25 protein-coding genes are annotated in these 25,744 nt (G+C 44.7%); 15 read left to right on the forward strand and 10 right to left on the reverse strand.

The genetic code is table 11. The annotated features are described in order from the left end of the window. Positions 1 to 124: 124 nt before the first annotated feature. Entirely contained in the window at positions 125 to 307 is a 183-nt protein-coding gene (locus Q0N70_RS05525; protein WP_041611977.1) for a hypothetical protein, read from the forward strand. A 150-nt stretch (positions 308 to 457) separates the two neighbouring features. Next, a complete protein-coding gene (locus tag Q0N70_RS05530) occupies positions 458 to 1,666 on the forward strand; it encodes a 3'-5' exonuclease (RefSeq protein ID WP_294014638.1) in 1,209 nt (402 codons plus the stop codon). A 79-nt stretch (positions 1,667 to 1,745) separates the two neighbouring features. Here the strand turns inward: Q0N70_RS05530 and Q0N70_RS05535 are convergent, their stop codons facing one another. From Q0N70_RS05535 to Q0N70_RS05545, 3 genes are all read right to left on the reverse strand, one after another. Then, positions 1,746 to 1,913, reverse strand: a complete 168-nt coding sequence (locus Q0N70_RS05535) for a hypothetical protein (protein WP_294014640.1) — start codon at positions 1,911 to 1,913, stop codon at positions 1,746 to 1,748. 78 nt (positions 1,914 to 1,991) lie between these two features. Then, a complete protein-coding gene (locus Q0N70_RS05540) occupies positions 1,992 to 3,278 on the reverse strand; it encodes a hypothetical protein (protein ID WP_294014643.1) in 1,287 nt (428 codons plus the stop codon). Positions 3,279 to 3,295: 17 nt separating this feature from the next. Further along, positions 3,296 to 4,000, reverse strand: coding sequence for a hypothetical protein (locus Q0N70_RS05545; protein ID WP_294014646.1), 705 nt, complete (start codon positions 3,998 to 4,000; stop codon positions 3,296 to 3,298). A 415-nt stretch (positions 4,001 to 4,415) separates the two neighbouring features. On the opposite strand from Q0N70_RS05545, the gene Q0N70_RS05550 reads away from it, so the two are divergent. Continuing rightward, entirely contained in the window at positions 4,416 to 5,270 is an 855-nt protein-coding gene (locus tag Q0N70_RS05550) for a GyrI-like domain-containing protein (RefSeq protein ID WP_294014649.1), read from the forward strand. A gap of 52 nt (positions 5,271 to 5,322) precedes the next feature. Here Q0N70_RS05550 and Q0N70_RS05555 read toward each other — a convergent pair whose 3' ends face one another. Together Q0N70_RS05555 and Q0N70_RS05560 are read right to left on the reverse strand one after the other, a co-directional pair. Further along, the gene (locus tag Q0N70_RS05555) at positions 5,323 to 7,800 is read right to left on the reverse strand and encodes an ATP-binding cassette domain-containing protein (protein ID WP_294014652.1); all 2,478 of its coding nucleotides are present in this window, start codon (positions 7,798 to 7,800) and stop codon (positions 5,323 to 5,325) included. Between the two features lie 4 nt (positions 7,801 to 7,804). Next, the gene (locus Q0N70_RS05560; RefSeq protein WP_294014655.1) at positions 7,805 to 8,170 is read right to left on the reverse strand and encodes a helix-turn-helix domain-containing protein; all 366 of its coding nucleotides are present in this window, start codon (positions 8,168 to 8,170) and stop codon (positions 7,805 to 7,807) included. Between the two features lie 136 nt (positions 8,171 to 8,306). Here Q0N70_RS05560 and Q0N70_RS05565 point away from each other — a divergent pair, with 136 nt between their 5' ends. After that, the gene (locus Q0N70_RS05565; protein WP_294014658.1) at positions 8,307 to 8,813 is read left to right on the forward strand and encodes a flavin reductase family protein; all 507 of its coding nucleotides are present in this window, start codon (positions 8,307 to 8,309) and stop codon (positions 8,811 to 8,813) included. Positions 8,814 to 9,259: 446 nt separating this feature from the next. Beyond that, positions 9,260 to 10,612, forward strand: a complete 1,353-nt coding sequence (locus Q0N70_RS05570) for an MATE family efflux transporter (protein WP_294014690.1) — start codon at positions 9,260 to 9,262, stop codon at positions 10,610 to 10,612. A gap of 150 nt (positions 10,613 to 10,762) precedes the next feature. Here the strand turns inward: Q0N70_RS05570 and Q0N70_RS05575 are convergent, their stop codons facing one another. Beyond that, positions 10,763 to 12,094, reverse strand: a complete 1,332-nt coding sequence (locus Q0N70_RS05575) for an MATE family efflux transporter (protein WP_294014694.1) — start codon at positions 12,092 to 12,094, stop codon at positions 10,763 to 10,765. 245 nt (positions 12,095 to 12,339) lie between these two features. On the opposite strand from Q0N70_RS05575, the gene Q0N70_RS05580 reads away from it, so the two are divergent. The 9 genes from Q0N70_RS05580 to Q0N70_RS05620 all read left to right on the forward strand — a co-directional run bounded on the left by Q0N70_RS05580 (position 12,340) and on the right by Q0N70_RS05620 (position 22,079). Continuing rightward, entirely contained in the window at positions 12,340 to 14,202 is a 1,863-nt protein-coding gene (locus Q0N70_RS05580; RefSeq protein ID WP_294014698.1) for a methyl-accepting chemotaxis protein, read from the forward strand. Positions 14,203 to 14,405: 203 nt separating this feature from the next. After that, positions 14,406 to 15,302 carry an AraC family transcriptional regulator gene (locus Q0N70_RS05585; RefSeq protein WP_294014701.1) on the forward strand — a complete coding sequence of 299 codons (897 nt, stop codon included), beginning with the start codon at positions 14,406 to 14,408 and terminating at the stop codon, positions 15,300 to 15,302. A gap of 422 nt (positions 15,303 to 15,724) precedes the next feature. Next, entirely contained in the window at positions 15,725 to 16,756 is a 1,032-nt protein-coding gene (locus Q0N70_RS05590; protein WP_294014705.1) for a DUF362 domain-containing protein, read from the forward strand. Positions 16,757 to 16,898: 142 nt separating this feature from the next. Then, complete coding sequence (locus tag Q0N70_RS05595; protein WP_294014708.1) at positions 16,899 to 17,339, forward strand: cyclophilin-like fold protein; 441 nt, start codon at positions 16,899 to 16,901, stop codon at positions 17,337 to 17,339. Next, positions 17,340 to 18,218, forward strand: a complete 879-nt coding sequence (locus Q0N70_RS05600; protein WP_294014711.1) for a permease — start codon at positions 17,340 to 17,342, stop codon at positions 18,216 to 18,218. Between the two features lie 63 nt (positions 18,219 to 18,281). After that, a complete protein-coding gene (larE, locus tag Q0N70_RS05605; RefSeq protein ID WP_294014714.1) occupies positions 18,282 to 19,091 on the forward strand; it encodes an ATP-dependent sacrificial sulfur transferase LarE in 810 nt (269 codons plus the stop codon). Further along, positions 19,088 to 19,789 carry a nickel pincer cofactor biosynthesis protein LarB gene (larB, locus tag Q0N70_RS05610; RefSeq protein WP_294014716.1) on the forward strand — a complete coding sequence of 234 codons (702 nt, stop codon included), beginning with the start codon at positions 19,088 to 19,090 and terminating at the stop codon, positions 19,787 to 19,789. Before larE ends, larB begins: the two co-directional genes overlap by 4 nt. After that, a complete protein-coding gene (larC, locus tag Q0N70_RS05615; protein ID WP_294014718.1) occupies positions 19,786 to 21,159 on the forward strand; it encodes a nickel pincer cofactor biosynthesis protein LarC in 1,374 nt (457 codons plus the stop codon). The genes larB and larC overlap by 4 nt, the downstream gene beginning before the upstream one ends. Positions 21,160 to 21,359: 200 nt before the next feature. Further along, positions 21,360 to 22,079, forward strand: coding sequence for a hypothetical protein (locus tag Q0N70_RS05620; RefSeq protein ID WP_294014722.1), 720 nt, complete (start codon positions 21,360 to 21,362; stop codon positions 22,077 to 22,079). A 224-nt stretch (positions 22,080 to 22,303) separates the two neighbouring features. On the opposite strand, the gene Q0N70_RS12300 is transcribed toward Q0N70_RS05620, so the two are convergent. The 3 genes from Q0N70_RS12300 to Q0N70_RS05630 form a co-directional block, all read right to left on the reverse strand. Beyond that, on the reverse strand, positions 22,304 to 22,384 hold the full coding sequence (locus Q0N70_RS12300) for a zinc-ribbon domain-containing protein (RefSeq protein WP_366774722.1): 81 nt from the start codon (positions 22,382 to 22,384) through the stop codon (positions 22,304 to 22,306). Positions 22,385 to 22,744: 360 nt separating this feature from the next. Further along, on the reverse strand, positions 22,745 to 23,182 hold the full coding sequence (locus Q0N70_RS05625) for a DUF4406 domain-containing protein (RefSeq protein WP_294014725.1): 438 nt from the start codon (positions 23,180 to 23,182) through the stop codon (positions 22,745 to 22,747). Positions 23,183 to 23,256: 74 nt separating this feature from the next. Then, the gene (locus tag Q0N70_RS05630) at positions 23,257 to 23,595 is read right to left on the reverse strand and encodes a hypothetical protein (RefSeq protein ID WP_294014728.1); all 339 of its coding nucleotides are present in this window, start codon (positions 23,593 to 23,595) and stop codon (positions 23,257 to 23,259) included. Positions 23,596 to 23,706: 111 nt separating this feature from the next. Here Q0N70_RS05630 and Q0N70_RS05635 point away from each other — a divergent pair, with 111 nt between their 5' ends. Continuing rightward, positions 23,707 to 24,537: a DNA adenine methylase gene (locus Q0N70_RS05635; RefSeq protein WP_294014731.1), complete on the forward strand. Its 831-nt coding sequence runs from the start codon at positions 23,707 to 23,709 to the stop codon at positions 24,535 to 24,537. Positions 24,538 to 24,824: 287 nt separating this feature from the next. Here the strand turns inward: Q0N70_RS05635 and Q0N70_RS05640 are convergent, their stop codons facing one another. Continuing rightward, a complete protein-coding gene (locus tag Q0N70_RS05640; RefSeq protein WP_294014734.1) occupies positions 24,825 to 25,025 on the reverse strand; it encodes a hypothetical protein in 201 nt (66 codons plus the stop codon). Positions 25,026 to 25,744: the final 719 nt, after the last annotated feature.

Consider the following 25,744-nt stretch of genomic DNA (forward strand, 5'->3'; position numbering starts at 1 on the left):
TTCTTTCATACATCTCCCGATGCCCCTCCAGACTACTGGAGGGGGCTTTCTTTTCGCCAGTGGGGGCGCGTCCCGCGCCGTCAAGCCCGCTTGATTTACTTCGCTAAATATGTATAATTTCAATATGACAAAAGAGTTTTCAAATTGGACTGATTATGACCACTGGCTTATTGCTGATTATGGAATGATGGTTATAAGCGGCAAGGAACGAATGGCTACAAATTACGATAAATATTTCATAAATAAAATTGAAGAGATTGATGGAAAGATTGTCGTTGAATATGAGGAAGCCAACACTCCAAGATAAAAGTTCGTGCATTTTTTAATTATTTGATTTAATTTTTACTTCCGATAATGTGATATTTCAGCTGATAATTTAATCCCCACCGACATTCCTTGTCGCATTGACCGGTTATAATCAGTTTGCAAAGCTGAATGGTGTTTTAACGGAGGTTTTATGGCTGATTTTGTATTTCCGTCAGATCCTATGGAGATTTGCCAGTGCCTGTATAATACAGAAAGCTATTTCTGCAGATGTGTCGGATATTGCGAATTTCACAAAGCATATCTGACAGCAAAGCAGCTCAAGACAAAAAACTGCCTCGGAAAACAGTGCGACGCCTTAATCAGGCAGACAAGCCATCAGTTTTGGGTCGAACGCTCATTGCTAAAAATGGACAAGAAGCTAAAAAAACAGGAAGCTGCAGCAAAACTTCACGACACAACAAGGAAAAACATGCAATCGGCAAAAAAGGCAGAACCTGTAATAAAGAAAAAACGCTACATCTGCATTGACCTTGAAATGAACGAGCTTACATCAAAGGAACGCAAATCCGTAAAAGGAATGGCTGGAGAAGTGATTCAGATTGGAGCGGTCATGCTTGATGAGAATTTTAATTGCATAAGCCAGTTCGCATCTTACGTAAAGCCGGTTTTCAGCCACGTTACGGAAGAAATCACAAAGCTAACAGGAATCTCGGACGAAACGGTTGCCCACGCCGACAGTTTTTCAACTGCTTTCTATAAACTTTATTCTTGGGCTGGAAAAGACGATATAACGACTTTCTGCTGGAGCGACAGCGATTACAAGCAGCTTTGGAACGAAATTTATGTGAAGGCAAAAAATCATGATGAATACAGGGAATTTCTAGAGACATTTGCCGACCTGCAGCTTGCTTTCGGAAAAAGACTTGATGCGGAAAAAACTCTTTCTTTGGATGCGGCGATGAAACTCTGCCACCTGAAATTCAAAGGTCAAAGACACAACGCGTTGGCGGACGCATTCAACACGGCAAGAATTCTTTTCAAAATGCAGGAATCGGACAAATCTTCAATTGAAAATCTGCCGAAGTTGTCAGCATACACTGAAACCGTCATCTCCAAGAGATTTGAGGCGAACCGCACAAAAGAAAAAGATTTTACGACGAGCATAGCGTCATTCATCGCACCGGAACTGCTTGCCAAATTCGGCTATTCGGAAGAAAAAGAAGTGAAAAAAACTGAAATCCCGCAAAAAGAAAAAACGGCTTTCTCAAAATTCCTTTCAAAGAAAATCACCTGCCGCAGATACGGAATAACGCCCTCCAGATGGCTCAAATTTTCCGTAAAAATGATTTTCACAAAAGACATGAAAGTGATGAAAGCAGGAGAAGAAATGGTTGTATAATAGAAAGATTGATGCATTAATAAATTTAAAATCTCCGCGGACAGCAGATTGCTATCTGTGGAGATTCATTTTTTAGCTTCTATTTTATTTCAAAAGTTCTTTCATTGCCGAGGCTGTCTTTTGAAGTGTAGGCAGCAGGATTTCCGCTCTCGTCAAAAACAAGTTCGGATGCTGCTGTAAGGCTTTCTGCTCCTTTTGCAACAATGTCCTTTATTTTCCCGTTCTCAAAAAGAGCAATGCAGTTCAAAGGCCTGTAGTATTTACTGTTTCCCTGAAGAACCTGCGAGTAGCTTCCGATTGCGCAGCCTATGCGACCGTTTGTGAACTAGACTTTCTGCAGAATGCAGCTTGTGTATTTTTTGCGCGCGACTTTCACATCTGGATTTTCAGCGGTTGAAACCTGCACTGTCGTTGTCTCCATCGGAACTTCCGCATAAGGCGACAGGAGAATTTTCTTCAGGCTGAAATTTTCATTGAATTCAACATTCGTTGTGGAAATTCCATTTGCGCCGACTTTGACTACAAATGGATTTCTCGACACCGCGCTTCTCAATGTTTTTGTGCTGAAAAATTTCAGCGTGATTACGCCGTATGGAACGCTTCCGCTTGATTCCGGTCTTTTTACTGTTTTCCCCTGCATGACTGGAGTTCCCTCCTCAAGGTCAAAATAAATTCCAGCCTGCTCCAGACCGAAAAGAAAATGCTTGTCAGTCATGTCAACTGTCATTTCTTCCGGGAAATTGTCTTCAAAGTTTTTGAAAGGCATGCTTGGAGACAAGTGCCAGTACTCTCCGTTGAATTTCAAGGTCGAGGCTCTGTCGGGAATGCATGAGATTATTTTTCCGTCCTCTGAGATTACAACCTCGCTTCTTGCCTTTGTGCTGAATCCGAGCTGGTGCTTTAAGGATGATGACGGAGTGAAGCTTTTCGGCTTTCCTGACTCATAGAAAGTCAGCGTTGAGCCGGAGTTGAATTTTGCGTTTGACTTCAGCTTTGTAAGAAACGCGGCGGTGCTTCCGTCCGCCGGAACTGCGCTCTCAAGGTTTCCGCTTTCATAGAATATTATGAAATTTCTTGTTCTTATCTCCATTTCTCCGTCTGGAGTTTTTGCAGTCGCTGTTCTTTCGCCTGGCGCGGACGAGCCGTAAAGATACGCTGACGTTACAGTTCCGTTTTCGTGGAAAATCAGAGGCTTGTCTTTTGCGAGTGCTGCTCCGCTGCTTGGAGTTGCGGCTATGTTGAATGTTCCGGCTTTTGTTTCAAGTTGCTGAGTGCCTTCAAGAAAAGTGAGCTTTATGATTCCGCTCTCGTAGAATTCAGCTCTTGTGTTTACCGCGAATTTCCCGGCTTCCGTTTCAATCTCTTGACTGCCTTCAAGCTGCATTGACTTTACATTTCCGTTCTCATAGAAAGTGACTGTGGAAGTTGCCGGAGCTGTCAGGTTTCCGTATTTTGTTTCAATCTCGAAAGGCTGGGCAAGCACTGCCGCCTTGTTTCCTTCCTCATCATTTGTGATTTTCAGGACTGGTGCGTTCTGTCCGTTCGGCAAAGTTTCCGCTGTGAGAGCCGCCATTGCAATTGTTATTGCTGCCAGCAGTGCTGCTTTCTTCATTTTTTTCTCCGTCATTTTTATATATTGTTAAGAAAGTCCGTTGCTTCCTGTACGCCGTTTTCAGAAGCTATGCGGAGAAATTTTTTTCCGTCAGTTTCATTTTTCTCAAGGAAATCTCCGTTGAATAAAAGTTTTCCATATTCATAGCAGGCATAAGGAACATTTCTTACAACTGCGTTTTTTAAATAAATAAGTCCTGTTTTTGCATCGGCATTGCAGCCTTCACCGGTAATAAGCATTGCTCCATAGCAGCCTGCCGCCTCATTGCTTTTGTCCTTGACTTTTTCAAAATACTCGAATGCTTTTTGTTTATTTACATCGCAGCCTCTGCCAAATCTGTAGGACAAGCCTGCTGCCAATGCTACATCTGGATATTTCTTGAATACTTTTTCAATTTTTGCTTCTGGCTCTTGCTCGATATACTCAATCGCCTGGGTATACTTTCCTTCGTTGTAAAGATTAAAAAAGGAAGCCGCAGTGTCCTTTGCATAGCTCATTTTGATTGAGAGAAAGACAAACAATGCAAAAGCTGCAATCAGAATTGCGATTGGTATTAGGATTCCTTTTATTCCGTAATGCTTTACAGCAAGATTTCCTATGCCGATAACAATCAGAATGCCTATGATTTTTCCGAGGCATCCGCCTTTCTGTTTTCCGTTGTTCCCGTTTTTCGAGAATAAGCTTCCAAGCATGACTCCGAGCCAAAAATTGTCGTTTGCCATAATAAACTCCTTTTAGAATAGTTTTATAAATACATACTACCCCCCCCGTCATAAAAAAATCAAGTGGAGGGTATTTTTTTTATTTAGAAAAATTGCAAGTTTTGATGAAATAATTTCATAATAAGAAATCACGTTTTGCCGGGCAATGCAGAAATTTCATAAGCAGAAAATGCGTTGGGCGGCTCGTGAAATTTTTCGCATGAGTAGAAAACACGTTGGGCAAACCGTAAAAATTTTCGCACGAGCAGAAAACGAGTTGGGCGGCGCATAAAAGTTTTCTCACGACCAAAAAATGCGTTGGGCAACGAATGAAATTATTTCATAAGAAGAAATTATGCGCTTTCAACAAACGGAATAATTCCGCGCCACGTTCTCCCACTTTCTCAATCGCAAATATCTGCTATAATCTTTTGTCATGATTCCACGAGAGACAATTAACAAGGCGATTGACTATATTCTTCTTCACCTGACAGCCCAGATTTCGGTTGACGATGTGGCGGCTTTCTGCGGCTGGTCGAAATTTTATTTTTGCCGGGAATTCAAGCGGTACACGGGGCAGAGCGTCCATTCGTTCATCAAGCGGATGCGCCTTGAACAGATTACGATGAAGCTAAAGACCGGCGATAGAACAATCAGCGACATCTGCCTTGACTACGGAATCAGCCCTTCGAACTTTGTGCCGGCGTTCAAGAAGCAGCAGAAAATTTCGCCGTTCTATTTTAGGAAGGAGCTTGCGAGGCGGTCGGTTGAGCACGATTTTTTTCATGCTGCGGCGGATTCCGGCGGAAAAAATGGAAAGGCACGGCTTGCAAGTTTTGAGGAAGTTTCTGCAAAGGTGACGGTTGAAAATCTTCCGGATTATTTTGTAATTTACGAGCGGAAAATCGGGAACTACCACGACATGAGAGACGACTGGTGCACTTTCATGGAAAAATATCAGCCGGTTGCGAAAAAAGGCGCAATCTGCTTTGAGAGGACTTTTGACGATCCTTCAGTTTCGGACGAGAACCGCTGCCTTTACGATTTGTGCATCGAGGCGGAAAAGGACTGCCCGCTTGAGAACACGTGCGTAATTCCGGGCGGAAAATTCGCGGTCTACCACTTTAAGGGAAGCCACAAGGAAATCTACGCAGCGTACCAGAATATGTTCAACGTGTGGTTTCCAAAAACCAGCGCAAAATTCGCAGAGCGCATGGGATTCGACAAATACATTTACGTGAACGACGACGCAACCTACATGGAAATCGACCTGTGCTTTCCGATTGAATAGAATTTCAAAAAAGCAAGACACCTGGTATCAATATTCACCTTTTCAGCCGTTTTTATAGATACCTCCCGGTAATGCTCCCCTCATTATTCTGTATCTCCTCCGGAGTTCCGCTGGCCACGATTTGTCCGCCTGCTTCACCTCCGCCCGGTCCCATGTCGATTACATAATCGGCGTTTCGGATCACATCAAGGTCATGCTCGATAACAATGACGGTCGCACCGTTGTCAATGAGTGCCTGAAAAACACCAAGCAATACCCGTACATCCAGCGGGTGCAGGCCGATAGACGGCTCGTCAAACACAAAAACGGAATCTTCCTGTGTCTTGCCAATCTCACTTGCCAGCTTCAAACGCTGCGCTTCACCGCCAGACAAACTCGGTGTTTCTTCGCCGAGTGTCAGATAGCCGAGGCCGAGCTGTTTCAGAATGTTCAGCCTTTGGCTGACGGTTTTCATGTCCTTGCAGAAGTCAATAGCGGAATTTACATCCATATCCATCAACTCCGGCAAAGAAACGCATTTGCCAGCTTTATTTGTGAGCTTCACATCATAAGCAGCTCTTGCATAGCGTGAGCCTCGACAATCCGGGCAAGGAATGTTGACATCCGGCAGAAATTGAACATCCAAACTGACAACACCTGTTCCGTCGCAGCCGGGGCAGCGAAGAGAGCCGGTGTTATAAGAAAAGTCACTTGCTTTATAACCTTTTTCCTTTGCGTCAGCAGATTTTGCATACAGCTTTCGCAGTTCATCGTGAACACCTGCATAGGTGGAAACGGTTGAGCGAACATTGATCCCGATTGGTGTGGCATCAATGAGCTTGATATGCTGAATACCCTCGGCGTTGACCGTGCGGATATGCTCAGGCATAGCGCTGCCGTTGATGCTTGCTTCCAGCGCCGGAACAAGACTTTCCAGCACCATTGTTGTCTTGCCGGAGCCGGACACACCGGTCACAACAGTGAGCCGCCCTTTTGGAATATCTACCTCTAACGGTTTGACCGTATGGATTTGAGAGGTAGACAGATGAATCGTTCCGTTTGCAAACAGATCATTTTCTGCGGCGCGGGTGCGCAGCCTTGTTTCAGCCTTGCCGGAGAGGAATGGTCCGATCTGCGAAACCGGGCTTTCTTCAATGGTTGGAATTGACCCCTCAGCAATCACATGACCGCCTTTTGCACCTGCCTCCGGTCCCATTTCTATGATCCAGTCGGCTTCTTTCAAAATCTGGGTGTCATGATCTACCAAAATGACGGAATTTCCGTCCGCTACCAAAGCGTGCATCACACCGGTCAGTCCTACAATGTTGGCTGGGTGCAGACCGATGGATGGTTCGTCCAACACATACAAAACCCCTGTTGTACGGTTGCGGACAGCACGGGCAAGCTGCATCCGCTGGCGCTCACCGGTGGAAAGTGTAGACGCAGAACGGTCAAGCGTCAGATAGCCCAGCCCCAGATCCATCAGCCGTTTGGCGGTACTTTGGAACGCCTCACAAATACTTTCAGCCATCGGGCGCATTTCTTCCGGCAGACTTCCTGGGACACCCCGCACCCACTCTGCCAGCCGGGACAAAGTCATTGTGCAGGCTTCATCCAAAGAAATCCCCCGCAGTTTCGGAGCACGGGCAGTATCTGAAAGGCGTGTGCCGTGGCACTCCGGACAAATATCCTCTTTCAAAAACTTTTCTACCCGCTTCATACCCTTTTCATCCTTGACCTTGGCAAGTGCGTTTTCCACGGTGTAAATGGCATTGTAGTAGGTGAAATCAAGTTCTCCCGCCTGATTGGAGTTCTTTGCTTTGTAAAGAATATGCTTCTTCACAGCCGGCCCGTGATAGACGATCTCTTTTTCTTCTGCGGTCAAATCACGGAACGGCACATCGGTACGCACACCCATTTCACGGCACACATCGGTCATCAGCGACCACATCAGTCTATTCCACGGAGCGACTGCGCCCTCGTCAATGCTAAGTGTGTCATCCGGCACAAGACTTGCCATATCTACGGTTCGGACGCGGCCTGTGCCACCACAGGTCTTACAGGCGCCTTGAGAATTGAACGCTAATTCCTCGGCAGACGGTGCGTAAAAATGAGCGCCGCACTCCAGACAAATGAGTTCTTTTCCTGCGGCGACAGCCAATGACTGTTTCATATAATGCCCATTCGGGCAGCGGTGGTTGGCAAGGCGGGAATACATCAGCCGCAGGCTGTTCAATAGCTCTGTCCCTGTGCCGAAAGTGCTGCGGATACCCGGTACGCCGGGACGCTGATGCAGCGCCAGTGCAGCAGGGACATACAGTGCCTCATCTACGCTGGCTTTGGATGCCTGCGTCATTCTTCGGCGGGTGTAGGTGGACAGAGCTTCGAGGTAGCGGCGTGATCCCTCAGCGTACAGTACACCCAGTGCCAGTGAGGATTTGCCGGAGCCGGACACACCCGCAATTCCTACAATTTTACCTAGCGGAACATCTACATCAATGTTTTTAAGGTTGTGGACTTTCGCTCCACGAATCAGCATTTTATTGATCATTGTTTTACTCCAAATACTTAAAGCCCCATTTTGTCATTTCGTAAAAGACCGGCAGTAAATCTTTCCCTTTGTCAGAAAGCGAGTATTCCACATGGGGCGGTATCTCGTTGAATTGTACCCGGTCAACCAAACCGTCCTGCTCCAATTCCCGCAGAGAGGAAGTCAGCATGGTATTCGTAATGCCGCCCAGCGCCTTTTTCAGCTCTCCGAAGCGGATTGGGCTTTGGATGCACAGCTCATAAATGATCTGAAACTTCCAGCGGCCTTGCAGCATTTCCAAAAGCGGTGTCACAGGGCAGTTTCCAGCCTGCGTGGTAATGCCGTTATGAACAAGCTCCATATATTCCGCATAAGACATTTCTTTGCTCATTGAATCGTTCCTTTAGTATGATATTTCGTACTCAGTCAGAATAATCTGCGTACTTGATTTATAAAACTATCCTAGTATAATAAGACTACCGAACGAAATCAAGCGTTTCGGCAATAAAAATATAAGGAGTTTTACTATGAACGAAATTAACATCGGTCAGGCAACGGCTCTGACCTCCCCTGATCCGCTCGTGCTTGTCTGCACAAAGAAAGAGGACGGCAAACTGAATATGGCACCCTTATCTTTCTTCATGTATGCCTCTTTCAATCCGCCTATGCTGGCCTTTGCGATGGGCAAGGCAGCCAACAGCGGTGAAAACATCCGCAGAACCGGCAAGGCTGTTTTGGCCGCCCCCGGTGTCAGCCTGAAAGACGCAGTTATGGCCTACGGCAGCGCCAACGGCGGCAAAAAGGACAAACTGGCCCAAACGCCTATTGCCTTGCAGAGCATTGAGGGGACGGATATTCAGATCCCTGAAGATAGCCGCATTGCCTTTGAGGTCACGCTGGAGAAAACTGTGGAATCCGGCGATCATTATCTGTACCTCTGCAACATCGACAAGATGCTTGCCGACGAAAGCAAAGAAGCGCTATTTGCTTGGGACGGATACGCTAAGGTCGCTCCCGCAGAAGAAAAAGAGTAACTTTCCTTTCTATTCGATAAGAGGTACTTTGCTGCACGACGGCAAAAGAAAAAAAAGTCGTCGTACCACAGATGACTTGACACACCCATTTGAAACGGCAGCTTTGATTTTCAGAGTCGCCGTCTTTCTCTGTCATGCATCCGGTTAGCAGCAATAAAGTCAAAAATAATGCGGAAGTGTAAAAAGAGTTGCCATGATTTGTATGAAAAACTGCCCATTGAGCCTGTCGAAATGAGCACATCCATTACATCCGGTGGTTACCCTATAGGTTCAAGCTACGACAAGTTCAACCACCGCATTTTCAACTTCTATTTCACAAATCCATTCTAAAAAAGCAAGAATTCATAAGTATAAAATTATTCTTTTCTGTAATATAAGAAGCATAAACGATTCCGGCGCGCGGAAATCAATTCAAACAATTTTCTCTTTTTTACTTAGGGGTATTTATGAATTCTATGAACGTTGACTTAATCCGCGCGGGAAAAACTCGTGCGATTCTGGCTTTTTCTGTTCCGGCGATAATCAGCATGGTGCTCACTTCGCTCATAAATGTGGCGGACGGATTTTTTATGGGAAACTTTATCCACAAGGACGCGATTGCGGCGGTGAATCTGGGGCTTCCGATTATCTATCTTTTTCTTGCGACTGGGCTTATGGTTTCGGTGGGCGGCTCGGTTATTGCCGGAATGTTGATGGGAAGAAAGGACGAAAAAAGCTGCCGTTCTGTTTTCAGCCAGACGATTGCAACCTGTGCGGCATCTTCCGTTCTTTTGAGCGTGGTCATGTTTTTTCTTTTGCGGACGATTCTTGCCGTTCTTGGCGCAAAAGGAGATGTCGCGCAATATTTTCTTCAATATTATGCAATTCTTCTTTTTGAGCTTCCGGTTATGACCGTGAACGCCTCGCTTGGAATGTTCGTGCGTGCGGAAGGGTGTCCGCAGTTCTACATGGGCGTTACGGCTTTCACCTGTGTGCTGAACATTCTGCTCGACTGGCTTTTTACGGCAGTATTCGGATTTGGAGTTCGCGGAATTGCGGCGGCTTCTCTTGTTTCGGCAGTTCTGGGATTCGCTTTTCTTGTGGCTTACTTTGCGAAAAAGGCGCGTGTGTTCAAATTCGTCAAGTTCCGTTTTGACCGCAAGATTTTCAAAAGCACAATGCTCAACGGACTTTCGGAATTCATCGGCGAACTTTCAATGTGCATCAGCATGGCGGCTTACAACTTTGTGATTATGAAGCGGATTGGAGTTGACGGAGTTACAGCGTTCACGGTCGTAGGCTACACGGCTTACGTTTTCAGCATGATTGTCTGCGGATTCGGACAGGGAATGGCTCCGCTTGCAAGCTTTGTCTACGGTGCAAAGGAAAAACTTTTGGCACGAAATCTTTTTACGCGGACAGTTCTTCTTGTGCTTGCGGCAGGATGCGCGACAGTCGCGTTTGTCGGATTCGGCTCAGGCTGGTACAGCAGAATTTTTGTGAGCGACACGGCGGTTCAGCAGATGATAAAAAGCGGAATTCTGATTTTTATGTGGGACTTTGTTCTGTGCGGATTCAACGCAATCGCCTCGTTCTACTTTACGTCAATCGGAAAAGCAAAAGAGTCGGCGGTGATTTCAAGTGCACGCGGACTTGTGATTCTTCTTGCCGCAATCTTTGTTCTTCCGGCATTATTCGGCATGAACGGAGTGTGGCTCACCTCGCCCGCAACGGAAATCCTCACGCTTGCAATCACGCTCTTCTATCTGAAAAAAGACAGAACGGAAATTGGCAGCGCAAAACCGACGGAAAAAATGTAATCCCAAAAAGACTGCCAGACTGTCATTATCGGGCTTGACCCTGCGATGTTTCTGAAAGAAACTCGGTTGATAATCCATTGGAAAGATTGCCGTGTCAAGCACGGCAATGACAAAAAAAACGATGACAAACTTGCTGCCATGGGAATTACACTATAATCTAAAGTTTCTTTTCCTAAGAATGCAAAATGCAATTACACAAACTATTACCGAAAGCAAAGAGCCGCACGCCGTTGCAATTCCCATCGGAAACAAGTTCTCAGGAAAAAGTTTTGACATAAAATATGCGCCGGGCACACGGACAAGCACAATCGAAAGCAAGTTATGCAAAAATGAAATTCCAGATTTTCCAAGCGCGCAAAAATATCCGCTAAAGCTAAAATGTATTCCGCCAAGAAAACAGTCCCAGATGTAACCGCGCAAATATTGAGCACCCAAAGCAATTACAACAGAATCCGCAGTAAAAAGAGCTACAAAAGAAGAAGCTGAAAACTGAATCAAAACAGCCATCACAAGTCCAAATCCGGTTGCAATAAAAGATGCAAAGCGCAACGTGGAATTTGCACGGTCATATTTTTTTGCTCCGATATTTTGAGAAGCAAGCGCAGAAACAGTTGAAAGCATTGACGAAGGAACAAGGAACATAAAGCTCATTATTTTTTCAACAATTCCAACAGCGGCGGCATCTGCAAGTCCTCGTCTGTTTGCAATTATGGTAATCAAAATAAAAGAAATCTGAATAAATCCATCTTGCATTGCAACAGGAAAACCAATCTTCAAAACAGGCAAGACAATTTCACGGCGCAAAACAAAATCACTGCGTTCAACAGAAATAAGTTTTCGTTTTATGATTACAGCCAACGCAATCGCCACGCTTACAGCCTGAGAAAGTGTTGTTCCAAGTGCAGCTCCAGCAGGTCCAAGTTTCAGCGCGCCCATAAAAATGTAATCGAAAATTATATTTGCAACGCAAGCAACCGCAATAAAATACATTGGGCTTTTTGAATCTCCAAGCCCACGGAAAATCGAACTGATTATATTGTACGCTGTAATAAAAGGAATCCCTGCAAAGCAAATTGAAAGATAAAGAAAAGTTCCATTAACTGCCTGTTCAGGTGTAGACATTGCAAAAACAATCCGACGCGCAAAAAGAAGCAGAGTCAAAGCAAGAGCAACAGAAATCAGCATAAAAAGCGTTGCGGTATTTCCAACCGTGCGTGAGGCAGATTTTTTATCTTCCGCGCCAACCGCCCTTGCAATTATAACTGTAGAACCCATCGAAAGTCCCACAATCATAACCGTAATCATGTGCATGACTTGGCTTCCTATTGAAACAGCAGTAGTTTGCTCCACACCTCCAAACTGCCCGATTATAAAAAGATCCGCCATTCCGTAAAGAGTCTGCAAAAAATATGAAAGAAGAAAAGGCAAAGAAAAACAGACAACATTTTTAAAAACGCTGCCCGAAGTAAGATTTTTTTCCATAGTGAAAGATTATAAATATTCCAACGTTATAAAATCAAGAGATTTTGTCTTTCTGCTAGCTTCCCTAAATAAGTGCGATTTTCAAAATAAAACTCCTGTTTAACATTGCATTAATAAAAAGCTAACAAATTATGAAGATACTTATAAATAATTATACAATTTAGAACTTTTTAATTCTATTCAGTAAATATATTTACAAAAATATTGACAAGATATATTATCAACTTTGAAGGTAGGATTTACAAATGAAATCTATAAAAACCATAGTTCTTGCATTTTGCATTTCTCTCATAGCAGTTGCCAGCATCGGAATAATCAGCACTTTAAAAATCGGAATTGGAAAAATCCAAAAGTTCAGCACAGAAAGCGTAAGGTCAGAACGCATGAAAGGCTACGATGATTCTGTGAAATTTCAAATTCAAAATGCAGTTTCAATTTTAAAAACTTTTTATGAAGAAGAGCAAAACGGAACTCTTTCGCATGAACAGGCTCAAAAAGAAGCAATCAAAGTTATAAAAAATATCCGCTACGGAGACGACAGTTCCGGCTACTTTTGGATTGACGCGACAGACTGCACATTGATTGCCCATCCGATTCTTCCGCAGAACGAAGGACAGAACCGCAAAGATCTTACAGACAAGAACGGCGTAACAATAATTCAGAAAATTCTCAGCGTTGTAAATGCAAGCGAAGAAGGCGGCTTCAGTGAATTTTATTTTACAAAGTCGGACGGAATAACAGTCGCTCCAAAAAGAACATATTCAATGCTGTTCAAGCCATGGAACTGGATTGTGAGCAGCGGAAATTATTATGACGACATAAACGTTGAGCTTCAGCAAATTGAAAATGAAGTCAGAACGCACTTTTCAAAACTTCTGCTTTACATTTTTGAAACAATGGCAGTTGTGCTGGTCGCCGCAATTTTTGTAAGCCTTTTCTTCTCCAAAAAATTTTCAAAGCCGATTGAAGAAACCGCGCGCATTCTTGAAAAAATGGCAGCTGGAAATCTTACGCTTAGACTTTCAACACAAAAAGGAAAAAATGAAATCAGCAAAATGAGGCGCAGCATAAACGCTTTCACAGAATCAATAAACAAAATGGTCGCCGTTTCAAAGCAGAACATCGTTTCGCTAAACCAAGTTGCTGAAAATCTGAACGAAAACAGCTCTGGAATTTCATCAGAGATAAAGCAAATTTCTGACAATTCCTTAGAACTTGCAGACCAGGCAAAAATGCAGCTGGACACAGTTTCACTTACAGTCGGCACAATGGGAAAAATGAGTTCAATTACAAATCAGCTTTCCGCGCAGATTCATGATCAAAACGATGCTCTTTCCCAAAGTTCCGCGGCTGTAGAGGAAATGATTTCAAACATAAAGTCAATTACAGAAAACATTGATAAATTCGGCAACAGCTTCAACAAGCTTTCTTCGGATTCAGAAGACGGAAAAAACAAAATAGAAAATGTAATAAAGCTCATAGATTCTGTTTCAGCTGAATCTAAAAAACTTTTGGACACAAACAAAGTAATTGAGTCTGTTGCCCAGCAAACAAATCTTCTTGCCATGAACGCCGCAATCGAAGCCGCGCACGCAGGTGAAGCAGGAAAAGGTTTCGCAGTTGTCGCTGAAGAAATCCGCAAGCTTTCTGAAAACACAACGGAGCAGTCGCATTACATAAAGCAGACGCTTTCTTCCGTAATTGAAAACATTGACGAAGTTACAAATGCGGCAAGTAGCGCAGGTCTTACATTTGGTGAAATCGTAAATCAAATTTCAAGCGATGATTCTTTAATCACAGAAATTCGTTCATCTATGGAAGAGCAGTCAATCGGAAGCAAGCAGATTGTAGATGCTCTCGGAAACATAAAGGATACAACGCATACTATAATTGAAAATTCAAAGCAAATGAATTCAGGAATTGAAAATGTCGTTGCACAAGTAAAGGAACTTGAAAACGCCGCTCAAAATTTGTCTTCAAAAACTGACGAAATAAAAAAATCTACTCAAATAATAAATTCCAATGCGGACAAACTTATCGGCATGGCTTCTGAAAACAAAAAGTTTGCAAAGGAACTTTCAGTTCAGACAGAAAAATATATTGTGTAACTAAGTTTTCACAAGTCGCCCAACGCATTTTCTCCTTGTAAAATTATTGCGATTCCGTATTTGCCCCCCCCTTGACGCATGACAAAACTGTGCAGAAAATGTCAGGAGCGGATTTTGATTCTGATTTATCCTGATGATGTGCCGCGAATCGGCAAGGCTGGGGAATGTCGCGGCACATAAAAAAACTTTTTTAGGGGAAGAAAATGGAATGGCTTACGGCGATGAAAAAGTCAATCGCTTTTATGGAGGCTCATCTTTGCGACGGAATTTCTGCCGATGACGTTGCGGCGGAAATCTTTATGTCTCCGTTCTACTTTCAGCGCGGATTCAAGATTCTGACCGAGATGACGCCAGCCGAGTACATCAGGAACAGGCGGCTTTATCTTGCGGCTCTTGACGTTCTGGGCGGAAAGGAAAAAGTGATTGACATTGCGCTCAAGTACCGCTACGAGACTCCCGAAAGCTTTACGCGCGCGTTCACGAGATTTCACGGAGTTTCGCCGGTTCAGTTAAAAAATTCGCCTGAGTCGCTTCACGTTTTTCTTCCGCTGAAAATCACGATTTCCATCACAGGAGGAAACAAAATGGAAAAACTTGACTTTGCGGTAAGCCCGATGTTCGGCTTCAAGGTGATTGGCTTTGAGAGGATTTTTGACCCGGAAACTTCATACTCCGAGATTCCGAAATTCTGGGACGAGCTTCGCGAGAAATATCTTGGCGCGGTCTGGAGCGGAAAAAAGGACTTGTCGGAGATTGGGCGTGCGGTCAAGGAAAACTGCGTCGGCGAGTACGGAGTGTGCATTGACGACATCGGCGGCGGAAAGTTCCGCTATCTGGTTGCAGGAAAATACTGCGGCGGCAAAGTTCCGGCCGGAATGACGCTCTTTGAGTTCCCGGACTTGGAATGGGCAAAGTTCAGTTGCGTCGGCCCGGTGCCGAATGCCCTTCAGAGCGTGAACACGCGAATCTTCAGGGAATGGCTTCCTGGCAATCCCGACTACGAGATGTCGGCAGGCTACAACATCGAATGGTACGACTGCGACTCGATGAACGGCGAGGACTACAAAAGCGCAATCTGGATTCCTGTAAAACGGAAGTAGGGGAAGAAGCGATTTTTCTTGACTGCAAGCACTTTTATTCAGCGTCATTTTAACGTTTGCTTTCCGCACGTAATTTTATAAAACGTTAAAATGACGTTTCTTGACCTGACGCAATTTCTTCAAACGTTATTTTGATTTTCTTTGACCACAAGCATTTTCATTCAGCGTTATTTTAACGTTTACCGACCGCACATAATTTCATAAAACGTTATAATAGCGCTCGCTGTCCGTAAGCAATTTCTCCTTGCGTTACTGTAATTCTCTTGACCAGCAAGTGATTTTTCAATTTATTTAATCAATTTAGATTATTGACAACTTACGTTAATTGTATTAAATATATTTTTAGTTACAGTTTGTAACTAATTCGGCTTTAATTCATTCTATTTTTATACAGATTTTTTTTACCACGCTTTGGGGGAATTATGAAAAACATGAAAAAACGGATTATTTCTTTGCTTGCGGTTTTGGTTTCTGCAGTTGCGCTTTTTGCTCAGGCTGAAAACTACAAGACTTATGAAACTTCGGATAAAAACGCGCCGGTTGTTTATTTTACGTGCGAAATTACGCCTGAAAGTCTTGTGAAAGTCTACAAGGCGATGGGCTGGCAGCCGCACGGAAAAGTCGGTGTAAAAATCAGCACTGGCGAGCCTCCTGCTTCAAATTATCTTCGTCCTTCTTTGATTGGAAAACTTGTAAAGGACGAGCTTTCTGGAACAATCGTTGAATGTAACACAGCCTACGGCGGAAGCCGCGCATCAAATGCGATGCACAAGCAGGTTGTGAAAGACCACGGATTTTTGGACATCGCGCCTTTTGATTTGCTTGACGAGGACGGAGAGTTGGAGATTCCTGTGAACGGCGGAAAAAACTTGAAAGTCGATTACGTCGGTTCGCATTTTAAGAATTACGATTCGTATTTGGTTTTGTCGCACTTTAAGGGACACGCAATGGCAGGATTCGGCGGCGCAATCAAGAATCTTTCAATCGGATTTGGAAGCGGAACTTCATCAAAAAAATCCGGCAAGGCTTTGATTCATTCAGGCGGAAGAAGTCTGGACAGCGGCTTTTGGGGATTTACTCAAGGCTCTGCGAATCAGGATTTGTTCACTGAAAGCATGGCGGAAGCTGCAAAAGGCGTTTGCGACTACATGGGAAACGAAAAAGGAATCGCATTTGTGAATGTTATGAACCGCATTTCAATTGACTGCGACTGCAACGGCCGTCCTCACGAGCCAGAAATGAAAGACATCGGAATTCTTGCTTCAACAGACCCGCTTGCAATTGACCAGGCTGCAATCGATATGATTTACACTTACAAGAACAAGGAAGGAGATTCCGCAAAATCCCTCATAAACAGAATTGAACAGAGAAACGGCCGCCACGCTTTGGAGCACGCCGCGGAAATCGGACTTGGAAAAGGCACAAGAAACTACAGGCTTGTTGAGATTAAATAGTGGTTTAATAAGGTTCAAAATGTCATTGCCGTACTTGATACGGCAATCTATAAACGTATGTATTTAGATTATCGGCCGAGTTTCTTTTAAAAACATCACAGGGGCAAGCCCGATAATGACATGGAGTTTGGAGGCGCAACGTATGAAAAAAAAATTGCTTTTATTTTTATTCGGTGCTGCTTTGGCGGCGAGCTCGTGCGCCTTTGCGGAAAATGCCGTAACCGTAAATGGGGAAATCATGAAAATCAGCGTTTCAGACGGAAAAAATAAAATCATTTATGAACTGAACTCAAGCGAGCAGAGCAAATCGCTTTACAGTCAGCTTCCGCTTGAAGTACAGATTGAAAACTACAGCACAAACGAAAAAATATTTTATCCGAAAGAAAAACTTCCGCTAAAAAACGGAGTTGAAGGCTCAGGCGATTCAGGAACGTTGGCGTATTTTTCACCCTGGGGAAATGTCGTTCTTTTTTACGGAAAATTCAATGAATATCCCGGACTTTTTATTCTTGGAAAATCTGTCAGCGGCGCGGAGAATATAAAAAATCTTTCAGGCATTGTGAATGTGGAAGCGGAAAAATAAATGTTAGAAATTATTCAGCGAGAAGCGGTTTATCTTTGGTATTATTTTGACCTGCAGCTGCGTCAGATTTTCTGGTACTGGGTGCTTGGAATGTTGATTGGCTCTGCGGTATCGGTTTTTGCGAAAAACTACATTCATAGGGCGGCGGAAATTCTTGGCGCAAAAGTTCCGGGAATTGCTGGAATTGTTTTCGCTTCTGTTTTGGGAATCGCAAGCCCGCTCTGTATGTATGGAACAATTCCAATCTGCGCTGCTTTTTCACGAAAGGGAATAAAGGACGATTTTCTTGCCGCGTTTATGATGAGCTCGATTCTTCTGAATCCTCAGCTGATTATTTATTCGGCGGCTCTTGGGCGGACAATGCTTTTCGTGCGGATTGCAAGCTGTTTTCTGATGGGAATTGTCGCCGGGCTTCTTGTCCGTGTTTTTTACTGCAAAAATGAACGCTCTTCCTACTTTGATTTTTCATCTTTTGACGAGCCGCACAATCACGACATAGACCCGAACATTTTCTTTCGGCTTGTAAAAAATCTTGGGCGCAACGTAAAGGCGACCGCTCCGATGTTTTTGCTTGGAATTGTGCTTTCTGCTGTTTTTCAGCGTTATGTTCCTGCGGACGCGATGGCGAAAATTTTTGGAAAAGGAAACGAGGCGTTCGGCGTTCTTATGGCGGCGACTGTCGGAGTTCCGCTTTACGTTTGCGGCGGCGGCACGATTCTTCTTTTGCAGCAATGGCTTAGTGAAGGAATGAGCGCGGGAAGCGCGGCGGCTTTTATGCTTACGGGGCCTTCAACAAAAATCACGAATCTTGGCGCGCTTAAAATTGCGCTTGGAGCAAAGCATTTTTTCTTCTATATTATATACGTTGTTCTGTTTTAATTTTTGACAGGATTTATTGTGAATCTGATTTTATAAATGCCGATAAAGGACAAGGAAAACAATATGGCTGAAGAAATTCACGAAAAATTTGAAAATCTAAAAAATTATCTTCGTTCGCTTGGAAGCGTGATGGTTGCGTTTTCTAGCGGAGTTGACTCGACATTTTTGCTGAAAGTTGCGCACGATGTCCTTGGCGAGAATGCGGTTGCTGTTACGGCGAAATCATGCAGCTTTCCAAAGCGCGAGGCGGACGAGGCGGAATTGTTCTGCAAAAAAGAAGGAATCCGCCATTTTACCGTGGATTCAGAAGAGCTTGATATTCCTGAATTCCGCCACAATCCAAAGAACCGTTGCTATCTCTGCAAAAAAGAGCTTTTTACAAAAATTATTTCGCTTGCACAAAAAAATAAAATCGCCTTTGTTTGCGAGGGAAGCAACATGGACGACAACGGAGATTACCGTCCGGGCTTGCAGGCAGTCGCGGAACTCGGTGTAAAAAGTCCGCTGCGCCACTGCAATTTGTACAAGGCTGAAATCCGCGAGTTCTCAAAAGAACTGAATCTTCCGACTTGGAAAAAACAGTCGTTCGCGTGCCTTTCTTCGCGCTTTCCTTATGGAGAAGAAATCAGCGAGAAAAAACTTTCAATGGTAGACAAGGCGGAACAGTTTCTTCTCGATAAAGGGTTTGGTCAGCTTAGGGTAAGAATCCACGGCGAGAATCTTGCAAGAATCGAAGTTTCCCCGGCGGAAATGGAAAAGGCATTTTTGCTCCGGGAAGAAATTGTGAATGCATTTAAAAGCTTTGGATTTTTGTACGTTTCGCTTGACTTGCAGGGCTACAGAACCGGCTCGATGAACGAGGTTTTAAAATGAAAGATTCTTTTTGCGACTTGGGATTTGCAAAACTCGACATGGGACGCAAAGAACGCACTGGATTCAGCGAAGTTGTTTTTTGTCATGGAAAGGACGACAAATTTTTAAAAGATATTTTTACAAGACTTTTTGAAGAGAACGGCGAAGTTCTTGGAACTCGTGCCACACAAGAGCAGTTTGAGATTGTAAAGGAAATTCTTCCGCAGGCGGCTTACGACAGCATTTCAAAAGTCATAAAAGTTCAGGGCGAAAAGAAAAATCTTATTGGAAACATTGCAGTCTGCACGGCTGGCACGGCGGATATTCCTGTTGCGGAAGAGGCTGCCCAGACTGCTGAATTTTTTGGCTCGCGGGTGGAACGCATTTTTGATGTTGGCGTTGCCGGAATCCACAGGCTTCTTTCCCAGACTGAAAAACTTGAAAAGGCGAATGTTGTTGTTGCGGTCGCTGGAATGGAAGGTGCGCTTGCAAGCGTTGTTGGCGGATTGGTGAGCGTTCCTGTGATTGCGGTTCCCACTTCGGTTGGTTACGGTGCGAACTTGGGCGGGCTTTCATCTCTTTTGGCGATGATAAATTCCTGCGCGAACGGAATCAGCGTTGTGAACATAGACAACGGCTACGGCGCAGGCTACATTGCAACGCAGATAAACCGTTTTGCAGTCTGCGGAAGTGTAAAAAATCAGGCAGGTGAAAAATGAGCGATTTGTATCTTGAATGTAACTACGGAATTTCAGGCGATATGGTGGTTGCGGCTTTGCTTGATGCGGGCGCGGACAGAGCGGCTCTTGAAAAAGCGTTGGCGAGCATTCCGGCAAAAGGATTTAAAACTGAAATAAAGCGCGTGGAAAAAAACGGCGTTTCCTGTCTTGACTTCAATGTGATTTTGGATTCAGAACACGAAAACCACGACCACGACATGGATTATCTTTTTGGGCATGAGCACGCGGAACATAATCACGATGGTTTTCATAACGGCGAGAACCACGGACATTGCCACGAGCATTGCGAACATTCGCATGAACATCATCACGGAGAACACGGTGGCCAAGTTCACTATGAACAAGTTCATCACCACGAGCACCGAAATCTGCATGACGTTCTTGAAATAATCGACAAAACGGAAATGACAGAAAATGCGCGGAATCTTGCGCATAAAATTTTTGAGATAATCGCAAAGGCGGAAAGCAAGGCTCATTCAAAGCCGGTTGAGGAAGTTCATTTTCACGAAGTCGGCGCGATTGATTCGATTGTTGACGTAATTGCGCTTTCGGTCTGCTTTGACAGTCTTTATGTTGAAAAAGTTTTTGTTCCGTTTTTGTGCGAGGGAAGTGGAACGGTGAGATGTCAGCATGGAATTCTTCCTGTTCCAGTTCCGGCGGTTGCGAATATCGTTCAGGATTTTTCCATTCCGCTAAAAATAATCGGGGAGTGTGGCGAATTTGTTACTCCGACCGGTGCAGCTTTTGTTGCCACGGTTGCAACAGATTTCAGTCTGCCGAAAGATTTTGTGCTTAAAAAAATTGGAATGGGTGCTGGAAAAAGGGATTACGGCGTTCCGAACATTGTGCGTGCAATGTTGATTGAAACGGCTGAAAAAATCAATTCTGAAAATCAGCTTACGTCCGCTTTGCACGACAAGATTGTAAAACTTGAAACGAACATCGACGATTCAACCGGCGAGGCTTTGGGCTTTGTGATGGAAGAGCTTTTTGAGTCAGGCGCGCTCGATGTTCAATATCTTCCGTGCTTTATGAAAAAGAACCGCCCGGCGTGGCTTCTGGTTGTGCTTTGCAAAGTTGAAGATGCGGCGAAAATGGAAAAAATCATTTTTACGCACACAACGACAATCGGAATCAGAAAGGCGCAAATGGAACGCACCTGCCTTGTACGTTCGGCGGTTTCTGTGGAAGTTTTTGGAGAAAGCGCGGATGTAAAAGTTGTGGACGTGTACGGTGAAAAGCGTTTTTACCCGGAATACGAAAGCGTTTCGCGGATTGCGCGGAAGATAAAAAAGCCGTTCGGCGAAGTCTACAATAAAATTGTGAGCGAGTGCGCTTGCACTGAATAATATTATTTTTTTGGAGGAATAACAAAAACTTTGCCAAAGATAGCGTCAAAGTTTTTGTTTACAAGTTTGCGTTGCAAACTTTCTATATTAACTGTTGTTTCCGCTGGAAACTTGCGTTGCGAGTTCATTTCATTGCGAAACAACTAAAAAACTCAAATCGAAAATTGAAATTTTCTCATTGAGTTTTTTTGGAGGAAATTATGGCGTGTTTTACTGTTCCATTGGCTGAGGCTGTTGTTCTTACAGTCGCAAAGAAAATTGTTTTTAGGCACAATGCGGATTCTGTCATCAAAAGTGCGGAAGAGGCGAAAAATCACAAAATTGAAGTGCTGAAAGAAAAGCTCGGAATCCTTGAAAAAATGCTTTACGGCGGAAGTTTCCTGCTTGCAGTCGAGCATTTGTACCACGGAGAAATCAGTTTTGTTCCGCCATTCCTTACGGCGATGAAAAATCCTGCTGAAATTCCTGAGATGCTGCACGAAATGGCGACCGTTGGAGTTGGAATGGCTCTGCTTACAACTGCGGTCTGGGCGGCTGGAATCGGAATTGCGGCATTGGCTAAAAATCTGAAGAAAAAATCTTCTGTGCTTGGACTTTCCGGGGGCTGCTGTCTGATGTGTCTGATAATCACAGTTTTTATGGCGGCTGTGTTTTCCGTGCTGTTCATTGTTTCAAAAAAAACTGACAGCGCGGAAAAATCACACGGTTTTGGATTAAGAAAATTCAGTCAGCCTGTTTTTACAACGATGCTTGCTTTTTGGGCGGCGGCGATAATGTGGAGTGTTGACGGAATTGCGAATGTTGCGGGCGGAGAGGCGTTCTTTGACCTTAGCAAACAGGACGCGCTTCTCGGCGTGATTGTCGCATTGTGCGGAATCGCGCTTTTTGCCGTACTTGCGTTGAGAAATGCTCGGAAATAAGCGGACAGTTTCCCTTGCATCTTCATAACGTTTGCCGACTTTACGTAAATTCTTGAAGCGTTACCATAACGTTCCTTGAACTGGCGTGCTTTCTTCAAACGTTATTTTAACGCTCGCCGTCCGCAGATGATTTTTAGGAACATTATTTTGATTTTCATTAACCGCAAGCGCTTTCGTGCAGCGTTATTTTAACGTTCTTTGTCCGCACGTGATTTTGTAAAACGTTACCATAACGTTTGCCGTCCACAAGAAGGACAAAACTTTGTTTCTTCAGAGATTTCATTACCGCAATTTTGACAAAACATAATATCTCCTTTTTTGTTAAAAAATTTAATGTGTTTATATGAATAAAGCAGTTATATTTTAGGGATTTGGAAGTTATAATGCGGGATTTTCCGGGAAGAGGCGGTTTTTATCGGGAACATAGTGCAAAGCCTTTTCATAGTGTGTGATTTTTTCAGAGGCATTTCTGGCTGGATTTCAGTTCACAGCTGGCAGAATTTTTGTGCAGAGAATCTTCACATAGGGGCTGGAGTCAGAGATGCTCAGCATGACATAGCCGACCGCCATCGCGGTGGCTTCGCTCTCATTGACAGCCTCGACATCAGCCTTGCACCTGCGGGAGGGGCAGCCATATTTCTTATAGCAGACCAGAACTGAATATCTCATTTTTTCCAGCCGGAGAGGAATTCATAGAATCCTTTGAGGGACTGCGTGTCCTGAAGAATCGCCGTCATGCCGAAGAGAGCGAGATTCCGTCTCTCCCCTGATGTGAGCGTGAGGAAAGCCTGCGCAATCTCATCCTCTGAGGGCTTCCTGTCCAGAGCCTCGAGCGTCTTTCTTTCATTGATGTTCGACTTTCGTGTCCGCGCGCCTTTTGAGTCCTGCCAGTCCTTCTGCATATAGACAGCGTCGCACACGTCAATCATCGCGAAGCAGATGTGCATATAGTTGGAATGCGCGAAGCCCTCGTTCGACGCAAGAACAGCCGGAGACATTACGACGCAGCCCTGCTTTCTGAGCTGGAGTTTGCTCTCGTTGAACTTCTTGAATACAAGGGCTTCATCAAGCCCTGTTATTTTTCCCGCGATGTAGACTTTCAATTTTGACCTCTCTTGACTAGCCCGCCGTTTTTTTAGGCGGCAGGCGTTTTTTCTTTTCTCGCCAGAAACAGGCTCTATGAGCCGGTCGCTGCGGTGTTCAGCTTCGCGAAGATTCCGGGATTGACAACCGGGACTGCGACAGAAAGCCCGAAAATTACAATAGCGAAAATCGCTACCGCGAGCCGCGGGACAGAGCTTGCTGCGGCTGATACGACAGCCAGCATGAACGACAAAAGAACCACGGCAATCCAAAGCCAGAAGCTTAAAAGGCATTTAGTCCATTTCTTCATTGTTTCACCTCCTTCCGCTTTTGCGGCTGGATTTATGGGGCAGGACGGACTTGAACCGCCACAGTCGGCTTGCATTACATTGGGTCGGGTGCGCACCCGGCTCAAACACGACAGCAAAGCCACACTTTGCCGCCGCTTCTCGCGGCGTCTGCTCTGTCTCCTTGTTGTGCTGAAACCACCGCGTGTCTTTCCAGTCTAAAGGTTTAGTCCCTAATATTTTTCGAGGGGATAAATATGAAAACACCTATTTCTTACTACGGCGGCAAGCAGTCGCTCTCGTCGCTTATTGTCGGTCTCATTTCTGGGCACAGAATCTACTGCGAGCCTTTCTTCGGCGGCGGGGCTGTGTTCTTCGCCAAGAATCCGTCGGAGGTTGAGGTCATTAACGACACAAACAGGGAGCTTATAAACTTCTACGAGGTCGTGAGGGACAGCTTTCCAGATCTGGAGCATGAAATCAGCCTCTCGCTTCACAGCCACGATATGCACCGCCAGGCCGAGGTTGTCTACACCAATCCTGATATGTTCGGCCGCATGAAAAGGGCATGGGCTGTATGGATGCTAGCGAACTGCTCATACGGCTGCAAGCTCGACGGCTGCTTCGGCTACGACAGGACAGGCGGAATGAGCAAGAAGATGGACAACAAGCGCAGGTCGTTCACGGAGGAGTATGCAAAGAGGCTGAGCCGCGTCCAGATTGAGTACTGCGACGCGCTGCGCATCATAAGAAGCCGGGACACCGAGGACACATTCTTCTATATCGACCCGCCGTATGTCGGAGCCGACCAGGGGCATTACGACGGCTACACGCAGGAGGACTTCGACAGCCTGCTCTCCCTGCTGGAGGAGATAAAAGGCAAGTTCCTTCTAAGCTCATACCGCAACAGAAGCCTGAACGAGAGAATAGCCGCACACGGCTGGCACACCGCGGAAATCAGGATGCACTGCCCGATGACAAGCCGGGCCACCCATGTCCACAGCAAGGTCGAGGTTCTGACGGCGAATTTTCCGTTCGAGCTGAATCTTGACGGAACCCACAAGAAGCTCATTACTGACACGGAGTAGCATAAAAAAAGAGGAGCCTCACGCTCCTCTTTTGCATAATATGAAAGCCGTTTGCTTCCTGTGTGATAAATTCTTTGTGGATTATAACTTCCAATTTCGCGTTTTATGACTGCGCGTTACATCAATCATAAAAAATCGCCGCGCTCGATATCGGACACAGCGAAATCGTGAACCATTCCGATCCTGCGTTTGTAAAAATGATAAACGGCTGGAAAATCCACGAGTAGAAATAAAATCCCGTTTGGCATTTTCACGCGGTTTTGCCTTGCGGGATTTTTTGCTGAAACTTATCTGTTTGTAAAACTTTTGATATTGTGATACTGAATTCTTGAGTAGATTTCTGCAGACCAGGCGTTAAGTATGTCTGCGTCAGATTTCTCAACATTTTTCGGCAGCTTCACTTTTGCAGCGTTATTGTAGTTTTCTGTGGCAGTTCTATAGTCTTTTGAGTTGAGCGCGATTTCAGCTTTTGTAAGATAAGCCGCCACTTTCTGAACTTGAGGATTGTTTGAAAGTTTTGCAGTATTTTTCTTTGCGCTGTTTGTTCGATTGCCTGAGTTTGTTCAGTTGTCTGCGAATTGTTGTTTCCGCCGACTCTGCCTTCAATTCCTTTTACAAGGCCTTTCTATTTTTGTGCGAAACAAGAAGTAGCTGCAACCATAAGCAAAATCAATACGATCTTTGATTTCATAATAAACTCCTAAAACATTATGTTATTTTGTGCCTTTATTAGTATTTCTTTTACAGAAAGTTGTCAAGTAAGAGATGCTGGGTTTGATTTAAACTGAACCGTGCGTAAACATAACGTTTTCCTATTTTTTCGGGGCTTCCGGCTGCGGACTGCATTTCACTTCGTTACATTCCGATCGCCGCCGTCGGGCGTTCCAGCCTTCGCTAACGCTCATTCTTCCGCTGCACTTCGTTCCGCTCCAGAACTTCGGACTTTCATGCCCTAAGCTATACGTTCGCAAAGTCTGCTACACAGACTTTGCTCACTACCAAGTTTTTGCGTTGCAAAAACTCGTAGCATACAGTCAGTTATGCAAATCTCAAAGCCTCTTTTCCACTATTCCAAAATCTTCACACAATCTTGACATTTCCGAAAGAAAATCTTGAAACGCGAATTCTATTATGGCGATGTCAAAAGCAGAGAGGGGAGCGGAATAGATGCCTGTGCGTCAAAGTCCGTCAGAAAATCCGTCTGCTT

The sequence above is a fragment of the uncultured Treponema sp. genome (assembly GCF_945873775.1).
Taxonomy (GTDB): domain Bacteria; phylum Spirochaetota; class Spirochaetia; order Treponematales; family Treponemataceae; genus Treponema_D.